General features: G+C 71.9%; 18 protein-coding genes and 1 pseudogene. 10 read left to right on the forward strand and 9 right to left on the reverse strand.

Annotated features, from left to right (window positions below; all coding sequences use genetic code 11):
• The first annotated feature begins 8 nt into the window (after positions 1-8).
• The 7 genes from cysC to NEH16_RS05490 all read left to right on the forward strand — a co-directional run bounded on the left by cysC (position 9) and on the right by NEH16_RS05490 (position 6,815).
• Positions 9-554 (forward strand): adenylyl-sulfate kinase, encoded by a 546-nt coding sequence (gene cysC / locus NEH16_RS05460; RefSeq protein ID WP_242442059.1) that lies wholly within the window; start codon positions 9-11, stop codon positions 552-554.
• Entirely contained in the window at positions 551-1,486 is a 936-nt protein-coding gene (cysD, locus tag NEH16_RS05465; RefSeq protein ID WP_265539691.1) for a sulfate adenylyltransferase subunit CysD, read from the forward strand. The genes cysC and cysD overlap by 4 nt, the downstream gene beginning before the upstream one ends.
• Before the next feature lie 162 nt (positions 1,487-1,648).
• Positions 1,649-2,980, forward strand: a complete 1,332-nt coding sequence (locus NEH16_RS05470) for a sulfate adenylyltransferase subunit 1 (protein ID WP_265539693.1) — start codon at positions 1,649-1,651, stop codon at positions 2,978-2,980.
• Between the two features lie 243 nt (positions 2,981-3,223).
• Positions 3,224-4,333, forward strand: a complete 1,110-nt coding sequence (locus NEH16_RS05475; protein ID WP_265539695.1) for an aliphatic sulfonate ABC transporter substrate-binding protein — start codon at positions 3,224-3,226, stop codon at positions 4,331-4,333.
• Positions 4,334-4,367: 34 nt separating this feature from the next.
• Complete coding sequence (locus tag NEH16_RS05480; RefSeq protein WP_073966080.1) at positions 4,368-5,156, forward strand: ABC transporter ATP-binding protein; 789 nt, start codon at positions 4,368-4,370, stop codon at positions 5,154-5,156.
• On the forward strand, positions 5,143-6,048 hold the full coding sequence (locus NEH16_RS05485; RefSeq protein ID WP_265539697.1) for an ABC transporter permease: 906 nt from the start codon (positions 5,143-5,145) through the stop codon (positions 6,046-6,048). Before NEH16_RS05480 ends, NEH16_RS05485 begins: the two co-directional genes overlap by 14 nt.
• Positions 6,049-6,056: 8 nt before the next feature.
• Positions 6,057-6,815, forward strand: coding sequence for a sirohydrochlorin chelatase (locus NEH16_RS05490; protein WP_265539699.1), 759 nt, complete (start codon positions 6,057-6,059; stop codon positions 6,813-6,815).
• Between the two features lie 31 nt (positions 6,816-6,846).
• Here NEH16_RS05490 and NEH16_RS05495 read toward each other — a convergent pair whose 3' ends face one another.
• Entirely contained in the window at positions 6,847-7,479 is a 633-nt protein-coding gene (locus NEH16_RS05495; RefSeq protein ID WP_265539701.1) for a DsbA family protein, read from the reverse strand.
• A gap of 68 nt (positions 7,480-7,547) precedes the next feature.
• Positions 7,548-8,129 carry a TIGR03086 family metal-binding protein gene (locus NEH16_RS05500; protein WP_265539703.1) on the reverse strand — a complete coding sequence of 194 codons (582 nt, stop codon included), beginning with the start codon at positions 8,127-8,129 and terminating at the stop codon, positions 7,548-7,550.
• A gap of 139 nt (positions 8,130-8,268) precedes the next feature.
• Between NEH16_RS05500 and NEH16_RS05505 the strand changes: the two genes are divergently transcribed.
• Positions 8,269-9,105: an ABC transporter ATP-binding protein gene (locus NEH16_RS05505; RefSeq protein WP_265539705.1), complete on the forward strand. Its 837-nt coding sequence runs from the start codon at positions 8,269-8,271 to the stop codon at positions 9,103-9,105.
• Here the strand turns inward: NEH16_RS05505 and NEH16_RS05510 are convergent.
• Together NEH16_RS05510 and NEH16_RS05515 are read right to left on the reverse strand one after the other, a co-directional pair.
• On the reverse strand, positions 9,050-9,466 hold the full coding sequence (locus NEH16_RS05510; RefSeq protein ID WP_265539707.1) for a nuclear transport factor 2 family protein: 417 nt from the start codon (positions 9,464-9,466) through the stop codon (positions 9,050-9,052). The two genes, NEH16_RS05505 and NEH16_RS05510, sit on opposite strands and share 56 nt — an antisense overlap.
• Before the next feature lie 115 nt (positions 9,467-9,581).
• Positions 9,582-10,784: a S8 family peptidase gene (locus NEH16_RS05515; protein WP_073966087.1), complete on the reverse strand. Its 1,203-nt coding sequence runs from the start codon at positions 10,782-10,784 to the stop codon at positions 9,582-9,584.
• Positions 10,785-11,142: 358 nt separating this feature from the next.
• Between NEH16_RS05515 and NEH16_RS05520 the strand changes: the two genes are divergently transcribed.
• Positions 11,143-13,428 (forward strand): MMPL family transporter, encoded by a 2,286-nt coding sequence (locus NEH16_RS05520; RefSeq protein ID WP_265539711.1) that lies wholly within the window; start codon positions 11,143-11,145, stop codon positions 13,426-13,428.
• A gap of 55 nt (positions 13,429-13,483) precedes the next feature.
• On the opposite strand, the gene NEH16_RS05525 is transcribed toward NEH16_RS05520, so the two are convergent.
• Genes NEH16_RS05525 through NEH16_RS05535 form a run of 3 tightly spaced genes read right to left on the reverse strand, consistent with a single transcriptional unit; the run spans position 13,484 to position 16,553 of the window.
• Complete coding sequence (locus NEH16_RS05525; protein ID WP_265539713.1) at positions 13,484-14,776, reverse strand: ABC transporter substrate-binding protein; 1,293 nt, start codon at positions 14,774-14,776, stop codon at positions 13,484-13,486.
• Complete coding sequence (locus tag NEH16_RS05530; RefSeq protein ID WP_265539715.1) at positions 14,776-15,615, reverse strand: carbohydrate ABC transporter permease; 840 nt, start codon at positions 15,613-15,615, stop codon at positions 14,776-14,778. The genes NEH16_RS05525 and NEH16_RS05530 overlap by 1 nt, the downstream gene beginning before the upstream one ends.
• The gene (locus tag NEH16_RS05535; RefSeq protein ID WP_265539717.1) at positions 15,612-16,553 is read right to left on the reverse strand and encodes a carbohydrate ABC transporter permease; all 942 of its coding nucleotides are present in this window, start codon (positions 16,551-16,553) and stop codon (positions 15,612-15,614) included. The genes NEH16_RS05530 and NEH16_RS05535 overlap by 4 nt, the downstream gene beginning before the upstream one ends.
• A gap of 125 nt (positions 16,554-16,678) precedes the next feature.
• Between NEH16_RS05535 and NEH16_RS05540 the strand changes: the two genes are divergently transcribed.
• A complete protein-coding gene (locus NEH16_RS05540; RefSeq protein ID WP_265539719.1) occupies positions 16,679-17,545 on the forward strand; it encodes a phosphotransferase enzyme family protein in 867 nt (288 codons plus the stop codon).
• Between the two features lie 127 nt (positions 17,546-17,672).
• Here NEH16_RS05540 and NEH16_RS05545 read toward each other — a convergent pair whose 3' ends face one another.
• Together NEH16_RS05545 and NEH16_RS05550 are read right to left on the reverse strand one after the other, a co-directional pair.
• Positions 17,673-18,401 (reverse strand): 3'-5' exonuclease, encoded by a 729-nt coding sequence (locus NEH16_RS05545; protein ID WP_265539721.1) that lies wholly within the window; start codon positions 18,399-18,401, stop codon positions 17,673-17,675.
• 67 nt (positions 18,402-18,468) lie between these two features.
• Positions 18,469-19,700 (reverse strand): annotated as a pseudogene (locus NEH16_RS05550) (SAV2148 family HEPN domain-containing protein).
• Between the last annotated feature and the right edge of the window lie 246 nt (positions 19,701-19,946).

Below are 19,946 nucleotides of genomic sequence, written 5' to 3' on the forward strand. Positions count from 1 at the left end.
AGACTTCGATGAGCGTGACGGAGACGGGGGCCACCGTCTGGCTGACCGGTCTGCCGAGCGCCGGCAAGACCACCATCGCCTATGAACTCGCCGGGCGGCTGCGCTCCGAGGGCCACCGCGTGGAGGTGCTCGACGGCGACGAGATCCGCGAGTTCCTCTCGGCGGGCCTCGGCTTCTCGCGCGAGGACCGGCACACCAACGTGCAGCGGATCGGCTTCGTCGCCGAGCTGCTGGCGGCCAACGGCGTCAAGGTGCTGGTCCCGGTCATCGCCCCGTACGCGGACAGCAGGGACGCCGTCCGCAAGCGGCACCAGGCCGAGGGCACCGCGTATCTGGAGGTGCACGTCGCCACTCCGGTCGAGGTGTGCTCGGAGCGCGATGTGAAGGGTCTCTACGCCAAGCAGGCGGCGGGCGAGATCAGTGGCCTCACCGGGGTGGACGACCCCTACGAGGCGCCGGAGTCACCGGATCTGCGGATAGAGTCGCACCGCCAGACCGTGCAGGAGTCCGCGGCGGAGCTGTACGCGCTGCTGAGCGAGAGGGGTGCGGCATGACGACCGTCGCGACCGTGCATGAGGGCACCGACCATCCGTACGCGCTGAGCCACCTGGACTCGCTGGAGTCCGAGGCGGTGCACATCTTCCGCGAGGTGGCGGGCGAGTTCGAGCGGCCGGTGATCCTGTTCTCGGGCGGCAAGGACTCGATCCTGATGCTGCACCTGGCGCTCAAGGCGTTCGCGCCGGCGCCGGTGCCGTTCGCCCTGCTGCATGTGGACACCGGGCACAACTTCCCCGAGGTGCTGGCCTACCGCGACCGCGTGGTCGCCGAGCACGGGCTGCGGCTGCACGTCGCCTCCGTGCAGGAGTACATCGACGCCGGGAAGCTCCGCGAGCGCCCCGACGGCACCCGCAACCCGCTCCAGACCGTGCCGCTGACCGAGGCCATCCAGCAGCACCGCTTCGACGCGGTGTTCGGCGGCGGCCGGCGCGACGAGGAGAAGGCGCGCGCCAAGGAGCGGGTCTTCTCGCTGCGCGACGAGTTCTCCCAGTGGGACCCGCGCCGCCAGCGCCCCGAGCTGTGGCAGCTGTACAACGGCCGGCACGCGCCCGGCGAGCACGTCCGGGTCTTCCCGATCTCCAACTGGACCGAGCTGGACGTCTGGCAGTACATCGAGCGCGAGGGGATCGAGCTGCCGGAGATCTACTTCGCCCACGAGCGCGAGGTGTTCAACCGCAACGGCATGTGGCTGACCGCGGGCGACTGGGGCGGCCCCAAGGAGCACGAGAAGACGGAGACCCGGCAGGTGCGCTACCGCACGGTCGGCGACATGTCGTGCACCGGCGCCGTCGACTCCGACGCCACCACCCTTGACGCCGTGATCACCGAGATCGCCGCCTCCCGGCTCACCGAGCGGGGCGCGACCCGCGCCGACGACAAGATGTCCGAGGCCGCGATGGAGGACCGTAAGCGCGAGGGGTACTTCTGAGGGCCTCTCGCGTGGACCATGCCGGGCTCGCGCGGCCTGGCTCCGCACCTCGCCGCGTTGTCGTCCATCGCCAACGCTCGGCGTTGCCTCAATCCTCCGCCTTGCGACGCACGGCACCAGACCCCGCTCCCTGATCCGGCCTGATCCACACGAGAGGCCCCCATGACCACCACAGCTGAGCAGTTGAGCGCCACCACCCTGCTGCGCTTCGCCACCGCCGGCTCCGTCGACGACGGCAAGTCCACCCTCGTGGGACGGCTGCTGCACGACTCCAAGTCGGTCCTCACCGACCAGCTGGAGGCCGTCGAGCACGCCTCGCGCAACCGGGGCCAGGAGGCGCCGGACCTGGCGCTGCTCACCGACGGGCTGCGCGCCGAGCGCGAGCAGGGCATCACCATCGACGTGGCCTACCGCTACTTCGCGACGCCCCGGCGCCGGTTCATCCTCGCCGACACCCCGGGCCATGTGCAGTACACCCGCAACATGGTCACCGGAGCCTCCACGGCCGAGCTGGCCGTGGTCCTGGTCGACGCCCGCAACGGGGTGGTCGAGCAGACCCGCCGGCACGCCGCCGTCGCCGCCCTGCTGCGCGTCCCGCACGTCGTCCTGGCCGTCAACAAGATGGACCTGGTGGAGTACGCGGAGCCGGTGTTCGCCGCGATAGCCGAGGAGTTCACCGCGTACGCGGCATCGCTCGGGGTCCCCGAGATCACCGCGATCCCGATCTCCGCGCTGGCCGGCGACAACGTCGTGGAGCCGTCCGCGCACATGGACTGGTACGGCGGCCCGACGGTCCTGGAGCACCTGGAGACCGTCCCGGTCAGCCACGACCTGACCGGCTGCCACGCCCGCTTCCCGGTCCAGTACGTGATCCGGCCGCAGACCGCGGAGCACCCCGACTACCGGGGCTACGCGGGCCAGATCGCCGCCGGCGTGTTCCGGGTCGGCGAGTCCGTGACCGTGCTGCCCTCGGGCCGTACCTCCACGATCGAGGGCATCGACCTGCTCGGGGAGCCCGTGGACATCGCCTGGGCGCCCCAGTCGGTGACCCTGCGCCTGGCGGACGACATCGACGTCTCGCGCGGCGACCTCATCGCGCCGGTGGACGACGCGCCGGCCGTCACCCAGGACGTCGAGGCGACCGTCTGCCATGTCGCGGACGAACCGCTCACCGTGGGCCGGCGGGTGCTCCTCAAGCACACCACGCGCACGGTCAAGGCGATCGTCAAGGACATCCCCTCACGGCTGACCCTGGACGACCTCTCGCAGCACCCGGCCCCGGGCAAGCTGGTCGCCAACGACATCGGCCGGGTCGTGGTCCGGACCGCCGAGCCGCTGGCGCTCGACGCGTACGCCGACTCGCGCCGCACCGGTTCCTTCCTGCTGATCGACCCGGCGGACGGCACCACCCTCTCGGCGGGCATGGCGGGCGCCTCGTTCGCCGCCGCCGAGGAGCCGCCGGCCGCGGACGACGACGCGGAGTGGGACTTCTGATGAGCACGGACTTCTTCTCGACCTTCGCCAAGGAGGGCGGCCGCGTCGGCAGCGGCGCGCTGGGCAGCGGTCAGGGCGGTGTCGGGCGATGTGCGCGATGACGTACGCGCACTGCCCGCGCGCCCTGCAGCACCACCAGCACCGCACGCACCGCCTGTTCAGACGAAGACCTGCCGACTTCCCGGCCGCGCCCCCGCACGCACGAGGGGCGTGAGCACCGGGCCTCCGAGAGGAAGACCTCCCGTGCCTGCCCCCCGTACCACGCTGCGCCGCAACATCGCCGCCGTCGCCGCCCTGCCCCTGCTGGCCGTGGCGCTGACCGCCTGCGGCTACGGCTCCGACTCGGCGGACGACGCCAAGAAGGTCAACGCGGCCAGTGGCAAGAAGCTCTCCGCCGACACCGTGCGCATCGGGTACTTCCCGAACCTCACGCACGCCACCGCGCTCGTGGGCGACCAGGAGGGTCTGTTCCAGAAGGAGCTGGGCGGCACCCAGCTCAAGACGGCCACCTTCAACGCCGGCCCGTCCGAGATCGAGGCGCTGAACGCCAACTCGATCGACATCGGCTTCATCGGCCCCTCGCCGTCCATCAACGGCTACACCAAGTCCAAGGGCCAGAACCTGCGGATCATCGGCGGCTCCGCGTCCGGCGGCGTCAAGCTCGTCGTGAACCCGAAGAAGATCAAGACCCTGGACGACCTCAAGGGCAAGAAGATCGCCACCCCGCAGCTCGGCAACACCCAGGACGTGGCGTTCCTCAACTGGATCTCCGAGAAGGGCTGGAAGGTCGACGCCCAGAGCGGCAAGGGCGACGTCTCCGTCGTCCGTACGGACAACAAGGTGACCCCGGATGCCTACAAGTCCGGTTCCATCGACGGCGCCTGGGTCCCCGAGCCGACCGCCTCCAAGCTGGTCGCCGAGGGTGCGAAGGAACTGCTGGACGAGTCGACGCTGTGGCCGGACGACAAGTTCGTGATCACCAACATCATCGTGTCGCAGAAGTTCCTCAAGGATCACCCGGACGTCGTCGAGGCCGTCCTGCGCGGCTCGGTGAAGACCAACGCCTGGATCAACGCCAACCCGGACAAGGCCAAGGCCTCCGCGAACGCCGCGCTGAAGAAGCTCACCGGCAAGGAGCTGCCCGCCGAGGTCATCGACCCCGCCTGGAAGTCGATCCAGATCACCGACGACCCGCTGGCCGCGACGCTCGACGCGCAGGCCCAGCACGCGGTCAAGGCCGGTCTCCTGGAGAAGCCCGACCTCAAGGGCATCTACGACCTGAAGCCGCTCAACAAGATCCTCAAGGCCGCGGGCGAGCCCGAGGCCGACGACGCCGGTCTCGGCGTCAAGTAACCAGCCGCCCGAAGACTCCCAGGAGGTGACGACCATGGCGAACACCCTCACCAAGGCCGAGGACCGTGTCTCGGTCGGGCACGCCGCCCGTATCGCGCACGTCTCGAAGTCCTTCGCCGGGCCCGCGGGAACGCAGCTGGTCCTGGACGACATCACGCTCGATGTCGCCCCGGGCGAGTTCGTCACCCTCCTGGGAGCCTCCGGGTGCGGCAAGTCCACGCTGCTCAACCTGGTGGCCGGCCTGGACCGGCCGACCGCGGGGACCATCGAGACCCCGGGCGGCCGCCCGGCGCTGATGTTCCAGGAGCACGCCCTGTTCCCGTGGCTGACCGCGGGCAAGAACATCGAACTGGCCCTGCGCCTGCGCGGGGTGCCCAAGTCGCAGCGCCGCGCCGAGGCGGAACGGCTGCTGGAGCTGGTCCGGCTCGGCGGGGCGTACGGGAAGCGGGTGCACGAGCTGTCCGGCGGGATGCGGCAGCGCGTGGCGATGGCCCGCGCGCTCGCCCAGGACAGCCAACTGCTGCTGATGGACGAGCCGTTCGCCGCGCTCGACGCCATCACCCGCGATGTGCTGCACGACGAGCTGACCCGGATCTGGCGCGAGACGAACGTCTCGGTCCTCTTCGTCACACACAACGTGCGCGAGGCCGTCCGCCTCGCCGAGCGCGTGGTGCTGCTCTCGTCCCGCCCCGGCCGGATCGCCCGTGAGTGGACGGTCGACATCGAGCAGCCGCGCCGTATCGAGGACACCGCCGTCGCGGAACTGTCCGTCGAGATCACCGAACAACTGCGTGGGGAGATCCGCCGTCATGGCCAGCACTGACATCAAGTCGGACGAGGCGGGGTCCGGCCGGAAGCCGGACGACCTGGCCGGTCTCGAAGCCGGTCTGGACGCCCTGGACGCGGTGCAGGTGCAGCGCACCCCGGTGCGCGAGGTCCTGCTGCGCAAGGTCCTGCCGCCGGTGCTCGCGGTGGCCCTGGTCCTCGTCGTCTGGCAGCTGCTCGTCTGGGGCGAGGTGACCGAGGACTACAAGCTGCCCGCGCCGTCCGCCGTCTGGGACAGCGCCCACGACATGTGGCTCCAGGGGACGCTGCTCGACGTGGTGTGGACCAGCATCTCGCGCGGTCTGCTCGGCTTCCTGCTGTCGGTCGCGATCGGTACGCCGCTGGGGCTGCTGGTGGCCCGGGTGAAGTTCGTCCGGGCCGCGATCGGCCCGATCCTGTCCGGGCTCCAGTCGCTGCCCTCGGTGGCCTGGGTGGCGCCGGCGGTGATCTGGCTCGGGCTGAACGACTCGATGATGTTCGCGGTCATCCTGCTCGGCGCGGTGCCCTCGATCGCCAACGGGCTCGTCTCGGGCGTCGACCAGGTGCCCCCGCTCTTCCTGCGGGCCGGGCGCACGCTCGGCGCGACCGGGCTGCGCGGGACCTGGCTGATCGTCATGCCGGCCGCTCTGCCGGGCTATCTGGCGGGCCTCAAGCAGGGCTGGGCGTTCTCCTGGCGTTCGCTGATGGCCGCCGAGATCATCGCCTCGTCGCCGGACCTCGGCCTCGGGCTCGGCCAGCTGCTGGAGAACGGCCGCAACAACGCGGACATGCCGGGGATCTTCCTCGCCATCCTCCTGATCCTGTTCGTCGGCATCGCCATCGACCTGCTCATCTTCAGCCCGCTGGAGCGGTGGGTGCTGCGCAGCCGCGGTCTCCTCGTCAAGAACTGAGCGCTTCCATGTCCTCTCCGGTCCTCCTCGTCATCGCCCACGGCAGCCGTGATCCGCGGCACGCCGCCACCGTGCACGCGCTGACCGCGCGGGTACGGGAGCTGCGGCCCGGGCTGCGCGTGGAGACGGGGTTCCTGGACTTCAACGCGCCCTCGGTGCCGAGGCTCCTGGAGCGGCTGGCCGCCGAGGGGGCGCCCGAGGTGGTGGCCCTGCCGCTGCTGCTCACCCGGGCGTTCCACGCCAAGTCGGACATCCCGGCGGTGCTGCGCGAGGCGCGCGCGGCGCTGCCCCGGCTGCGGGTCCGGCAGGCCGAGGTGCTCGGCCCGTCGCCGCTGCTGAACGCCGCGCTGGAACGGCGGCTGTACGAGGCCGGGGTGCGCCCCGGCGACCGAAGCTCGACCGGGCTCGTCCTGGCCTCGGCGGGCTCGTCAGACCCGGAGGCGATCGCAGTGATCGCTGAAATCGCGCGGGAGCTGCGGCACACCGGTTGGTGTTCCGTGCGGCCTGCGTTCGCCTCCGCATCCCTTCCCCGTACCGAGGACGCCGTACGGGCCCTGCGGGCGGAGGGCGTCCGCAGGGTGGCGGTCGCTCCGTACGTCATCGCGCCCGGCCGCCTCCCGGACCGCATCGCGGCGGGGGCGGCCGAGGCCGGCGCGGATGTGCTGGCCGGGGTGCTGGGGCCGGCCCCGGAGCTGGCGCGGCTGCTGCTCGACCGGTACGACGAGGCCACCGCGACCGCGTCGCGACCGGTCGCGGCCAGCGCCTGAGCCGGTCAGCGCCTGAGTCGGGCGGGCCCGCTCAGCCGACGTCGATGCCGCCGGTACGGGTGCGCTTGAGCTCGAAGAAGTCGGCGTGGCCGGCGAGCACCCGGAAGCTGTCGAACAGCCGGGCCGCCTCCTCGCCGCGCGGGATCGCCCGCAGCACCGGCCCGAACCACACCGTGCCGTCGACGTGGATCGTGGGCGTGCCGACGTAGCCGCCCGCCTCCGGGTCCCGGCCGGCCTCGTGGCTGCGGCGCACAGCGTCGTCGTACACCTCGCTGTGCGCGGCCTCCGCGAGGTACGCGGGCAGGTCCAGCTCGGCCAGGGCCTCGGCGACGACCTGGTCGAAGTCCTCGCTCTTCTGCTGGTGGATGCGGCTGCCGAGGGCGGTGTAGAGAGCGCGCAGGACCTCCTCGCCGCGCTCCTCGGCCGCCGCGGCGGCGACCCGGACGGGGCCGATCGAACGGTCGACCAGATCCCGGTACCAGTCGGGAAGTTCGTTGCCGATGTTGTGCAGGTAGAGGCTCATGACGTGGAAGCGCAGCTCGATGTCGCGGTGCTGCTCCACCTCCAGCATCCAGCGGGAGGTGATCCAGGCGAACGGGCAGGCCGGGTCGAAGTAGAAGTCGACGACGGGCCTGCCCGGTTCCGGGGCGGGGTGAGTGGTCATGGGGCGAGCCTAGCCAGCCGGTGGCGCACTCCCCCGGGCCATTCGGCACCCGCGCGCCTGGGCCATTCTCAGCCCGCGGTCCACTGCGGATCGCGCCCGCTCAGCGCCAGGGCGCGGGTGAAGCCGGTGGCGCCGGGGACGTCCACCTCGTCGGTGAAGCCCTCGTACTGGCGGTAGAGCGCGGCGGTCTTCTCGACGGTGGCCAGGATGTATCCGGCGGCCTCCTCGGAGAGCCGGAACTCCTGGCCGGTGGCCCGGGCCACGTCCCAGCCGTGCAGCGCGATCTCCTCGATGAGCATCGCGGCGGTGTCGGCGGCCGGGGACGCGGAGTCGCCCTCGCCGATGGTGCCCTCCCAGGCGGCGGGGTCGGACCAGGCGGCGACGGCCCGGTCGAGCTGGGCGGCGTACCGCTCGGCCCAGTCGGCGTCGGCGGTGAAGTCACGGGCGATCAGCTCCTCGGGAAGCTCGGTGCGCCGGGCTCGGTGCTCCATGCCGTGCGAGGTGTAGAGGACCCAGTGGTTGACGAGGGTGCGCAGGTCCCAGCCCGCGCAGGGGGTGGCGGCGGAGTCCAGCTGTGCGGCGGTGACGCCGCGGGCCACGCGGGCGGCCTCGGCGGCGCATTCGGTCATATGGGCGTGCTCGGTCTTCATGCACCCCAACCTAGGTTTGCGCGCCCGGCCGGTATTGAAGAAAGGCGACAGGTGCCGGACGAGGAGGGTGTACGGGGCACGGATAGGCTTGCCGGTGCGCAGGAAGCCGCTCGCGCCCGTACGAAGGAGCAGCCGCACAGTGACCGCCACCGCACCCCTGTCCGCCGCCGCCGTCGCGGCCCCGGTCCCCGTCATCCGGGCCGACGAGGTCTCTCTCGTACGCGACGGGAACGTCCTGCTCGACGCGGTCTCGCTCACCGTGCGCGGCGGGGAGCACTGGGCGCTGCTCGGTGCCAACGGGGCGGGCAAGAGCACCCTGCTCGGGCTGCTCGGGGCGGTGACGCATCCGACCCGGGGTTCGGTCGAGGTGCTGGGCCGCACGCTGGGGCGGGTGGACCTCCGGGAGCTGCGCACGCTCCTCGGCCATGTCAATCCGCGCCATCCGCTGCGTTCCCCGCTGACGGTGAGCGAGGTGGTGCTGACCGGGCTGACGAACTCGGTGGAGCCGATGCCGCGCTGGTCGCCGGGTCCGGGGCAGCGGGAGCGGGCGGAGCGGTTGCTGAAGATGCTGGGCATGGGCGGCAAGACGGGCTCGCGCTGGCCGGCCCTTTCGCAGGGTGAGCGCGGCCGGACGCTGATCGCCCGGGCCCTGATGCCGCAGCCCCGGCTGCTGCTCCTGGACGAGCCGGCGACCGGGCTGGACCTGGCCGCCCGGGAACAGCTGCTGGACAGCCTGGACGCGTTGCGCGAGGAGCATCCGGAGCTGGCGACCGTGCTGGTCACCCATCATCTGGAGGAGCTGCCCGCCTCCACCACGCACGCGATGCTGCTGCGCGGCGGGCGGTGCCTGGCCTCGGGCGGGGCGGACGAGGTGCTGACCACGGAGCTGGTCAGCGAGTGCTTCGGCCACCCGGTCGCGATCAGCCGGACGGACGGCCGGTGGGCGGCCCGGGCGCGGCGGACGGCCCGGGGCTGAGCTCGAAGGGCGTGGCCTGGTGGTAGTAGAGGAGCCAGCCGGCCCGGGTGAGCCGCCAGAGCGAACTGCGGTGGGCGCGCTTGTTCCTGGCCTCGGTGTCGAAGGTGAGGTGGACGAGTCCGTCGGCGAGGTGCACGCCCCGCATGCGTGAGGCGGTGAGCCGGCCGGGAGCCGGGGCCCGCCCCGAGACGAGCAGGTCGATGATGGTGTCCCGGTCCCAGTGGCGGCCGGTGGTGTCCACCTCGCGGTAGTCGGGGTGCAGCACCTGGTCGAGGAGGTCGGCGGAGGCCCGGACCAGGGGGTCCAGGAGCCGGAGCTCCCCTTCGATGGCCGCGTCCACCCCCGGTGCCGGTCCGGTCATGCCCGCCTCCCGCCCGCAACGGTTGTCATGGGGCAAGCGTAGGACGGTGACGGCGGACCGCGCGGCCGCCGCGCCCCGTGGGGGAGAGCGCGGTGGCCGCCGGCCCGTTGCGCTGTTACTCGACGATCTTCAGGAGCTTGTTCGCCGTTCCCTCGGTGGCGTTGCCGATGGCGTCCGGGGTCGCCCCGTCGGTCAGGGCCGTGGCGACCTCGTCCGGGGTGGCGTCCGGGTGCCCGGCCAGGTAGACGGCGGCGGCGCCGACGACGTGCGGGGTGGCCATCGACGTACCGGAGATGGTGTTGGAGCCGGTGTCGCTGTCGTTCCAGGAGGAGGTGATGTCGGAGCCCGGTGCGTAGATGTCCACGACCGAGCCGTAGTTGGAGAACGACGACTGCTCGTCGTCCACGGTGGACGAGGCGACGGTGATGGCCTCGGGGACACGGGACGGGGAGCCCTCACCGGCGTCGCTGGACTCGTTGCCGGCGGCGACCGCGAAGGTGACGCCGGAGGCGATGGCCTTCTTCACGGCCGCGTCGAGCGCCTCGTCGGCGCCGCCGCCGAGGCTCATGTTGGCGACGGACGGGCCCTGGTGGTGCTCGGTGACCCAGTCGATGCCGGCGACGACCTGCTCGGTGGTGCCGGAGCCGGAGTCGTCCAGGACGCGGACGGCGACGATCTTCGCCTTCTTGGCGACGCCGTAGGTCGACCCGGCTATGGTGCCGGCGACGTGGGTGCCGTGGCCGTTGCCGTCGTCGGCGCTGTCGTCGTTGTCGACGGCGTCGAAGCCGGAGCTGGCGCGGCCGCCGAACTCCTCGTGGGTGGTGCGGACCCCGGTGTCGATGACGTACGCGGTGACGCCCTCGCCCGCGCTGTCCGGGTAGGTGTACGCGTTGTCGCCGGCGGTCTCCGTCTGGTCGATGCGGTCCAGGCCCCAGGACGGCGGGTTGTCCTGGGTGGCGTCGATGTGGAACTTCTTGTTCTGGACGACCTTGGAGACGGCCGGGTCGGCGGCGAGCCGCTTGGCCTCGGTCTCCGAAAGGCCGCTGGCGGAGAAGCCGTTGATGGCGGAGCTGTAGTTGCGCTTCAGCTTTCCGCCGTACTCCTTGGCGAGTTCGGCCTTGTCCGCCTTCTGGTCCAGCATCACGATGTAGCTGCCGGAGACAGCGGTCGCCGCGTCGGCGCCGTAGACCTTGCCCATGGCCGGAGCGGGTGTCGCTCCGGCGAACGGGGTGCCCAGGAGGGTGACGCCGGCGGCGGCCGCGACCGCGGTGATGGAGGCGGTCAGCTTGAACCGGCGTGCGCGCTTGTGAATGGCCATGAAGAGGGGTCTCCTCGTCATTCTTTGTGGGGGGATTGGCCCCCGGCCGGAAAATCTCCGGGGGCTGGCTCGAAACCCTGACCGATTGACGCGCGCAGATCAAGACCTCCCTACAGCTCCGCCGCACTCACCAACTTTTCGTCACAGGACGGTCGCAGGAGCCCCTCGATGCGCCGATCACCTTTACGTGTAAGGGGCTTCGATGCTCCTTCTCGGGGGCAAGCCCCGTCCCCAGGGCGGAGAGGGGCCGCTCCCGGCTCGCCGGAGAGCATGACGAACTGGCTTTATGCCGCCCCTACCTTCGAATCGGGAGGCGGCGGCGGTGGGCCGGTGCCGGTCACGAGGGGGCAGGCCCGTCATGGGGAATGTGGATGCGGCGCGAGGGCCGCGGGTGCGGGGCGTCGCAGCCCGGGCGGGCGGCTGGAGCGCCCGGCACCGCTGGGCGGCGGTGACGATCTGGGTGCTGTTCGTCGTCCTGGCCATGGGGCTCGGCTCAGCGGCCGGCCGGGTCGACGTCAAGGAGAGCGAGCAGATGTCCGGCGAGGTGGGCCGGGCCGTGCGGATCATCGAGGACGCGGGGCTCAAGGACCCGGCCGGGGAGACCGTGCTCATCCAGTCGGAGGGCGCGGACGGGGCGGTGGCCGGGTCGGCCGAGTTCCGGGCGGCCGTCAAGGACGTCATCGAGGCCGTGCAGGGGACCGGCGAGGTCACCGCCGTCAGCTCGCCGTACACCACCAGGACCATTTCGGCCGACGGGCACAGCGCGCTCGTGCAGTTCGAGATGCGGGGCGACCCCGAGACGGCGAGCGAGCGCGTCGCCCCCGTGCTGAAGGCCGTCGAGAAGGTGGACGGCGCGCACGAGGGGCTGCTGATCGAGGAGATCGGCGGCGCCAGCATGGGCAAGACCTTCGACGACGCCTTCGGCAGCGACTTCCAGCGGGCCGAGCTGTCCGCCGTGCCGGTCGCGCTCGGCATCCTGCTCATCGCCTTCGGCGCGCTGGTCGCGGCGCTGCTCCCGGTCGCCCTCGCCCTCACCGCGATCATGGCGACGATGGGCCTGATGGGTGTGGTGAGCCACTTCCAGCCGATGAGCGACACCGCCAACTCGGTGATGCTGCTGGTGGGTCTGGCCGTCGGCGTCGACTACTGCCTCTTCTATCTGCGCCGGGAGCGCGAGGAGCGCGCCAAGGGCCGGGACGCCCGGACCGCGCTGATGATCGCCGCCGCGACCAGCGGGCGCGCCATCGTCGTCTCCGGGGTGACGGTCTGCGTCGCGATGGCGGGCATGCTCTTCACCGGCATCGCGGAGTTCGAGGCGATGGGCCTGGCCTCGCTGATGGTCGTCGCCGTCGCCATGGTCGGCTCGGTCACCGTGCTGCCCGCGCTCCTCTCGCTGCTCGGCGAGCGGGTCGAGAAGGGCAGGGTGCCGTTCCTGAACCGTCTGAAGCGCTCGAAGCGGGGCGGCGCCGACGGCGAGAGCCGCGTGTGGCGTGCGGTGCTCACCGCCGTGCTGCGCCGCCCGTGGACCGCGCTGGTGGTCGCCGCCGGGGCGCTCGCCGCGATCGCCCTGCCGGCGCTCGGCATGCACACCCAGAACCTCACCCTGGACCAGGAGTTCGGCGACTCGCTGCCGATCGTGCGGACCTACGACCGGCTGAACGAGGCGTTCCCCGGGGGCGCCGACCCGGCGCAGGTCGTGGTGAAGGCCGACGACATCGGCGCGGCGCCGGTACGCAAGGCACTGGAGGACTTCCGCCGGCAGGCCGTCTCCTCGGGCGCCTCGAAGGGCCCGGTGGACATCGTGACGCACGACGCGGAGAACGTCGCGGTCATCGACGTACCGCTGGTCGGCGGTTCGGACCAGGCCGAGGCCGAGAAGAGCCTGGAACTGCTGCGGGACACCGTGCGTCCGGCGACGCTCGGCAAGGTCGCGGGGGTCGAGGCGCCGGTCACCGGGCAGGTCGCCGGGTCGAAGGACTTCAACGACCAGATCGTCGGCTCGGTGGTGCCGGTCTTCGCCTTCGTGGTCGTCTTCGCCTTCCTGCTGATGCTGCTCTGCTTCCGCTCGCTGACCGTGGCGATCACGTCGATCGTCCTCAACCTGCTCTCGGTGGGCGCCGCCTACGGCATCCTGACGGCGGTCTTCCAGCACGGCTGGGGCGCCTCGCTGGTCGGCGCGGAGGGCGTCGGCGCGATCATCTCCTGGCTGCCGCTGTTCCTCTTCGTGATCCTCTTCGGGCTCTCGATGGACTACCACGTCTTCGTGGTCTCCCGGATCCGTGAGGCCCGCCTCCAGGGCCGCGAGACCCGGGACGCCATCGCCCACGGCGTGGTCACCACGGCCGGGGTCGTCACCAGCGCCGCCGTGATCATGGTCGCCGTGTTCGCGATCTTCGGGACGCTGTCGATGCAGTCCATGAAGCAGATGGGCGTCGGCCTGGCGGCAGCGGTGCTGATCGACGCGACGATCATCCGCGGGGTGCTGCTCCCGGCCGTGATGGCCCTGCTGGGCGACCGCAACTGGTACTTCCCGAAGTGGCTGCGGTGGCTGCCGGACATGACGCACGACGAGTCGTACGAGGACGAGCCGGCCGTGTCCGCACCGGCGCGCGGCGGCGAGGAGCCGGAGCGGGTCGGCGTCTGACCCCCTGCATCACGCGGTCCCTCCTCCCGGACGCCGGCAGGAGGGACCTTCGTGTTCAGCGCTGGTAGCGGGCCAGGACCCGGTTGCCGTCGGTCACCAGACGCTTCTTCAGCTCGGCCGCGTCGATCGCTCCGCTGTAGTACTCCTGGAGCGCGGGCGTCGCCACCTTGTCCTTCCACTCGGGGTAGCCGCGCACCGACTGGGCCGGGGCGGACCGCAGTGCCCCGGCGAGCGCGGCGCCGGTCGCCCAGCCCCGGTCCGCGGTGTGCAGCGAGGGGTCGGCCAGCGCCTCGGTTCCGGTGGGCAGCATCCAGTCCCCCTTGGCCAGGCGCACCATGTTGGCCGGCCTGAGCAGGAAGTCGATGAACTCCACCGCCTCCTTCCTGTGCGGGCTGTCCTCGGCGACGGACAGGGTCTGCGGGCTCACCCCCTGCGCGAGCCCGTCCCGGCCCGCCGGGGCGGGCAGCACCGACCACTCGAAGCCCTTCGGGGCCTGCTCCACGATCTGCTGGCGGTACGAGAACCCGAGCGGGACCATCGCGTACTTGCCGCCGAAGAAGCCGGGCAGGGTGTCGCCGCCGCCCATGCCGAGCGCGGTGCGGGCGGCGCTGTGGTCGGTGTTGACCTGGTCGTGGATGGTGCCCGGGACGACCTGGTCGCCCTCCCCCATCGCGACGGTCACCTTGCCGTCGGCGCCCCGGTGGAAGAGCTCGCCGCCCGCCGAGAGGCCGAGGTTGAGGGTGACGGAGACCGGCTCCTTGAGCGGCCAGGCGACCCCGTAACGGCCCTTGCCGGTCAGCTCCTCGGTCACCTGGCGGAACTCCGTCCAGCTCCAGGGCTTCTCGGGGGTCGGGATGCGGACCCCGGACTCCTTAAGGATCTTGGTGTTGGCGATCAGGACCCGGGGCTCCTGGAGGAAGGGGACGCCGTACACCCCGCCGTCGAAGGTCGCCGTCTCCCAGCTGTTGCGCGGGATGCCCTCGGTGAGCGCGTCCGGGAGGAGGGGGTGGAGGTCGGCGAGATAGCCCCCGTACGCGAAGTCGGCGAGGTCGTCGGAGGCGTCGTGGATGATGTCGGGCGCCTCGCCGCCCTCGAAGGAGGTGAGGAGCTGGTCGTGGACGCTGTCCCAGCTGCCCTGGACGTACTCGACCCGGATGTCGGGGTGGGCCGCGTTCCACTCCTTCACCAGCTGCTTGTTGATGTCGACGGACTCCTTCTGCCAGGCCAGCGACTGGAAGCGGAGGGTGATCCTCCCGTCGGCGTCGCCGTGGTCGCCCCCGCCGCAGCCGGTGAGCAGCAGGGCGAGCGCGGTGGCCGTCGCGGCAGCGTTGCGTACCAGCGCGCGCATCAGTTCTTCACCGCCCCGGCCAGCATGCCGCCGGTGATCCGCCGCTGGATCACGGCGAACAGCACGAGCGAGGGGAGGGTGGCGAGGAACGCGGCGGCGGCGAGCGGCCCGAGGTCGCTGGCGCCCTCGGCGCCGAGGAAGTGCGTCAGTACGACCGGCAACGTCTGCTTCTCCGGGGTCTTGAGGAGGACGAGCGCGAAGAAGAACTCGTTCCACGCGGTGATGAACGCGAAGAGGGCCGTGGCGACGATCCCCGGGGCCAGCAGCGGGGCGGTGACGGAGACCAGCGTGCGCAGCCGCCCGGCCCCGTCGACCGCCGCCGCCTCCTCCAGCTCGCGCGGCACGGCCCGTACGTAACCGACGAGCATCCACAGCGCGAAGGGCAGGGCCCACACCACGTAGACCAGGATCAGGCCCCCGAGGGTGTTGATCAGGTGCAGGTTCTTCAGGACCAGGAAGAGCGGAATGATCAGCAGGACGAAGGGGAACGCCTGGCTGACGATCACCCAGCCGGTGGCGGCCGTGGCGAGGCGGGTGCGGTGGCGGGCCATCACATAGGCCATCGGGGTCGCGATGAGCACGGCGATCAGCCCGGCCGAGAGCGCGGCGATCAGCGAGTTGGCGGTGGCCCGCAGCAGCGGCTGCTCGTCGAACGCCTGCCGGAAGTTGTCCAGCGTCGGGTGCTGCGGAATCCAGGTCGGGTGCAGGGAGCCCAGCTCCGGGGCGGGCTTGAAGGCGGTGGAGATCAGCCACAGGAAGGGGAACGCGAGGAAGACCAGGTAGCACAGCAGCGCCGCGTACTGCCCGGCGCGCACGGACCGTTTGGTACGCATGCTCATCGGTCGTCGCCTCCCCTGAGCCGCCCGGCGAGATACACGGCGAGGATCACGGAGATCACCGCGACCATGACGCAGCCCATCGCGGCGGCGTAGCCGAACTGCCCGTAGCGGAACGCCTCCTCGTACGCGAAGAGCATCGGCAGCCGGGTGCGGCCGCCGGGGCCGCCGTTGGTCAGGACGTAGACCAGGGCGAAGGAGTTGAAGTTCCAGATGAAATTGAGCGCGGTGATGGAGAGGGCGACCGGTCTGATGGCGGGCCAGGTCACCGTACGGAAGCGGCGCCAGGCGCCCGCCCCGTCCAGCGCGGCGGCCTCGTGGAGCTCGTGCGGGGTGTTCTGGAGCCCGGCCAGCAGGGCGACCGTGGTCTGCGGCATGCCGGACCAGACACCGACGACGATCACGGCGGGCAGCGCGGTCGCGAGCCCGGTGAGCCAGTCTCGGCCGTCCCCGAGCCCGAGGTCGCGGATGGTCTCGTTGAGGATGCCGGCGTCCGGGTTGTAGACGAGGCGCCACATGATGCCGACGACGACCTCGGGCATCGCCCACGGGATGATCGCCAGGGCCCGGGCCAGCCAGCGCATCCGCAGGTTCTCGTTGAGCAGCAGGGCGAGGCCGAGGGCCAGGACGAACTGCGGGACGGTGACGCCGACCGCCCACACCAGGCCGATCCGGAACGACTCCCAGAACAGTCCGTCGTGCAGCAGGTCCTGGAAGTTCAGCGTGCCGATCCACTGCGTGGCGCGGGTGCGGCCGGACTGGGCGTCGGTGAAGGCGAGCGCGATGCCGTAGAGCAGCGGGCCGACGCTGAGGACGAGGATCGGGATGAGGGCGGGCAGCACCAGGAACCAGGTCCCGGCGCCCCGGTCGAGCCGCCCGTCGGTGTGCTTGCCGGACGGTCCGTCGCGCCCGGCCCGTGCGGTTGCACTCGCCAATGTCATGCTTACGCCCCCTTTGCGTCGTTCGACCGGCTACTTGCCGTTCCGGCCGCTCAGGTGGCCTCCGTCATCGTGCTGACGGGCCGCCGGTTCGTCAAGGCGAGCTGCGCGGATGCGAAAATCGGACCATGAACGAGATGGAAGCGCGCGAGGTGCTGGTCGCCGCCGGGTTCCCCGGGGGCGCGGAGCTGCTGGCGCTCGGCGAGAACGCGGTGTTCACGGCCGACGGCCTCGTCGTCAAGGTCGGCCGGGACGCCGTGCGCCACCCCGAGCTGCTGGAGCGGGCCGAGCGCGAGGTGGCCGTCGCCCGGTGGCTCGCGGCGTCCGGTGTCCCCGCCGTGCGGGCCGCCGAGGACGGGGCGCGGCTGGTCCAGGGCCATCCGGTGACCGTGTGGCACCGGCTGCCAGAGGCGGTGCGGCCCGCCGAGCCGCGCGATCTGGCGCCGCTGCTCACCGCCGTCCACGCGCTGCCCGTGCCGGAGGGCTTCGCGCTGCCGCGCCGGGAGCTGCTGGGCGGCGTCGAGCGGTGGCTGCGGCTGGCGGGCGACGCGATCGATCCGGCCGACGCGGCGTATCTGCGCGAGCGGCGCGACGGTTTCGCGGCGGCGGCCGCGGCGCTGGTCCCGCATCTGCCGCCGGGTCCGATCCACGGGGACGCGCTGGCGCGCAACGTCCATGTCGGCCCGGACGGGCCGGTCCTGGTGGACCTGGAGACCTTCTCCTCCGATCTGCGCGAACACGATCTGGTGGTCCTGGCGCTGTCCCGGGACCGGTACGGGCTGGCGGCGGACGCGTATGACGCGTTCACCGGTGCGTACGGGTGGGATGTCCGGGAGTGGGACGGGTGCGGGGTGTTGCGGGGGGCGCGGGAGACGGCGAGCTGTGCGTGGGTGGCACAGCATGCGCCGTCGAACGGTGCCGCTCTCGCGGAGTTCCGGCGCCGGGTGGCGTCGCTGCGGGAGGGTGACCCCTCGGTGCGGTGGTATCCGTTCTGAGTCGGCTGGGGTGCCCGGCGCGCCGGACCAGCGTTGTGTCCTCAATCGCCGGACGGGCTTGATGGCGCCGACGTCCGGGCCCCGGGCAGAAACCCGAGCCCGTCCGGCGATTGAGGACACACGCGGGTCAGGCGTTCGTGCGGACCGGCTGTCGTACCGGCCACTGGCCGTCCACCACCGCGTCCGGGGTGCCCTTGCGGCGGAGGAAGTTCTGGAAGTCCGCCGCCCACTCCGCGTGCCAGGTGATCTGGCGGGCGTGCAGGGCGTCCGCCGGGAGTTCGGCCACCACGCGGTGGCGGGCGGCTATCGCGTACGCCACGCGGACCGCGGCCAGCGCGTCCGCCGTCGCGTCGTGGGCGCCGCCGTGCACCACGCCGTACTCGACGCAGACCGCCTCCAGATTCCGCTTGCCCTTGCGGTAGCGGTCGACCGCGCGGTCGATGGTGTACGGGTCGATGACGGGGCCGACGGGCGCGCCGTCCAGCCGGTCGGCGAGCGGCGGCAGCCCGTGGCGGTGCAACTCGGCGGTGAGCAGCGTCAGATCGAACGCGGCGTTGTACGCGACGACCGGGACGCCCCGGCGCCAGTAGCCGGCCAGCGTGTCGGCGATCTCGTCGGCCACCTCGCGCGCGGGCCGGCCCTCCGACGCGGCCCGCTCGCTGCTGATGCCGTGGATCGCGGACGCCTGGGCGGGGATGCGGATGCCCGGGTCGGCCAGCCAGGTGTGCCGGGCGGTCGGCTCACCGTCCCGGTCGTCCACCGCGATGACCGCGGCCGTGACGATCCGGGCCTCCAGCGGGTCCGTCCCCGTCGTCTCCAGATCGAAGCCGACCAGCGCGTGCCGGTGCCAGCTCATCCCGTACCTCCTTCATGGTGCTCCCCCGGATGACGACCACCCTCGCACGGGCCACTGACAACGCCGCTCAGGAGACCGGCCGGGAGTCCGCCCACACCGACTCGAACTCCTCGCGGTACGTCTCGAACAGCCCGTGCTCGTAACCCTGCCCCGCCCGGACCACCGCACGCCCGCCGCCGCGCAGCACCAGCACCGGTGCCTCCATGCCGCGCGCCCGGCGCAGATAGGTCTGGACGACCCCGACCGCGTCGGCCCCGTCGCCGTCCACCAGGTAGGCCGTGAAGCGCGGGGTCTCGTCGAAGACGTGGATCTGGAAGGCGTCCGGGTCGCGGAGCTTGGCGCGCACCCGGCGGGTGTGCAGGATGTTCATCTCGACGGCCCGGCTCAGCTCGCCCTTCTTCAGGCCGAGCTCCCGCTCGCGGCGCTTGACCGCGCTGCTGGCCGGGTTGATGAAGAGCAGCCGGATCCGGCAGCCCGACTCGGCGAGCCGGATGAGGCGGCGTCCGGAGAAGTTCTGCACCAGCAGGTTGAGCCCGATGCCGATCGCGTCGAGCCGGCGGGCCCCGCCGAACAGGTCCTCGGCGGGCAGCTGGCGCTGGAGGCGCACCCGGTCGGAGTGGACGGAGACCACGTCCGCGTACCGGTCGCCGACCAGCTCCTCGACCGCGTCGACGGGCAGCCGGTCCGCGGAGGGCACCCCCGCGCCGCTGCCCAGCATCTCCAGGAGCCGGGCCGAGGCCCGCTCCGCCTGGGCGAGCACCGCCTCGTTGAGCGCGCGGTTGCGGGAGACGACGTTGCGCGCGACCTCCAGCTCATCGAGCGCCAGTTCGACATCGCGGCGGTCGTCGAAGTACGGCTCGAAGCAAGGCCAGTGCTGGACCATCAGCTCGCGGAGCTGGGGCAGCGTGAGGAAGCTGAGGACGTTGTCGTCGGCCGGGTCGAGCAGATAGCCCTTGCGGCGGGAGACCTCGCGCACGGCGACCGCGCGCTGCACCCACTCCTGTCCGGCGGGCCCGGCGGCGGCCACCACCCAGTCCTCGCCGTGGACGGGCTCGTAGATCGGCCGCAGCACCGCGGCGACGACGGCGCGCAGCCGCTGTTCGACGAGATTCAGCCAGATATAGGCGCGCCCGGCCCTCTGGGCGCGCGTGCGCACCTCGCTCCAGGCGTCGGCGTCCCAGTCCAGCTCCGCACCGATCTCCAGGGGCTGTGCCAGCGATACCGCCCCGGGCGGGACCTCGGCCACGTCCCCTCGTGACCCGCGTCACCCGGGGGCAGCTCGAACCCTCCCGAGCTCACCCACGCACCGCCTTCCACTCCCCACCAACGATCAAGGAAGGGTACTCCGGGAGCGGGAGCCGGTGCAGCCGGATGCGCAGGCTCCTTTACCAACTCCCCATGGAATCAAACCTGTTCCGGTCGGCGGGTTCGACGGGAGTGAGCGGATTCATAGTGATTAAACACCCCAGTGAGGACCGCGAACCGGACAGCTCGGACGGGGGTGCGCCAGGAGGCCGGATCCGGGCGACACGGAGAGGCACGAGG

Source organism: Streptomyces drozdowiczii (genome assembly GCF_026167665.1).
Lineage (GTDB): Bacteria > Actinomycetota > Actinomycetes > Streptomycetales > Streptomycetaceae > Streptomyces > Streptomyces drozdowiczii_A.

What these genes read in the sequence shown, in the direction of transcription:
- NEH16_RS05480 (WP_073966080.1), top strand. Translation starts at nt 4,368, where the DNA reads ATGGCGAACACCCTCACCAAGGCCGAGGACCGTGTCTCGGTCGGGCAC.
- NEH16_RS05525 (WP_265539713.1), bottom strand. Translation starts at nt 14,776, where the DNA reads ATGCGCGCGCTGGTACGCAACGCTGCCGCGACGGCCACCGCGCTCGCC.
- NEH16_RS05485 (WP_265539697.1), top strand. Translation starts at nt 5,143, where the DNA reads ATGGCCAGCACTGACATCAAGTCGGACGAGGCGGGGTCCGGCCGGAAG.
- NEH16_RS05535 (WP_265539717.1), bottom strand. Translation starts at nt 16,553, where the DNA reads ATGACATTGGCGAGTGCAACCGCACGGGCCGGGCGCGACGGACCGTCC.
- cysC (WP_242442059.1), top strand. Translation starts at nt 9, where the DNA reads ATGAGCGTGACGGAGACGGGGGCCACCGTCTGGCTGACCGGTCTGCCG.
- NEH16_RS05515 (WP_073966087.1), bottom strand. Translation starts at nt 10,784, where the DNA reads ATGGCCATTCACAAGCGCGCACGCCGGTTCAAGCTGACCGCCTCCATC.
- NEH16_RS05470 (WP_265539693.1), top strand. Translation starts at nt 1,649, where the DNA reads ATGACCACCACAGCTGAGCAGTTGAGCGCCACCACCCTGCTGCGCTTC.
- cysD (WP_265539691.1), top strand. Translation starts at nt 551, where the DNA reads ATGACGACCGTCGCGACCGTGCATGAGGGCACCGACCATCCGTACGCG.
- NEH16_RS05495 (WP_265539701.1), bottom strand. Translation starts at nt 7,479, where the DNA reads ATGACCACTCACCCCGCCCCGGAACCGGGCAGGCCCGTCGTCGACTTC.
- NEH16_RS05545 (WP_265539721.1), bottom strand. Translation starts at nt 18,401, where the DNA reads ATGAGCTGGCACCGGCACGCGCTGGTCGGCTTCGATCTGGAGACGACG.
- NEH16_RS05490 (WP_265539699.1), top strand. Translation starts at nt 6,057, where the DNA reads ATGTCCTCTCCGGTCCTCCTCGTCATCGCCCACGGCAGCCGTGATCCG.
- NEH16_RS05500 (WP_265539703.1), bottom strand. Translation starts at nt 8,129, where the DNA reads ATGAAGACCGAGCACGCCCATATGACCGAATGCGCCGCCGAGGCCGCC.
- NEH16_RS05510 (WP_265539707.1), bottom strand. Translation starts at nt 9,466, where the DNA reads ATGACCGGACCGGCACCGGGGGTGGACGCGGCCATCGAAGGGGAGCTC.
- NEH16_RS05530 (WP_265539715.1), bottom strand. Translation starts at nt 15,615, where the DNA reads ATGAGCATGCGTACCAAACGGTCCGTGCGCGCCGGGCAGTACGCGGCG.
- NEH16_RS05540 (WP_265539719.1), top strand. Translation starts at nt 16,679, where the DNA reads ATGAACGAGATGGAAGCGCGCGAGGTGCTGGTCGCCGCCGGGTTCCCC.
- NEH16_RS05520 (WP_265539711.1), top strand. Translation starts at nt 11,143, where the DNA reads ATGGGGAATGTGGATGCGGCGCGAGGGCCGCGGGTGCGGGGCGTCGCA.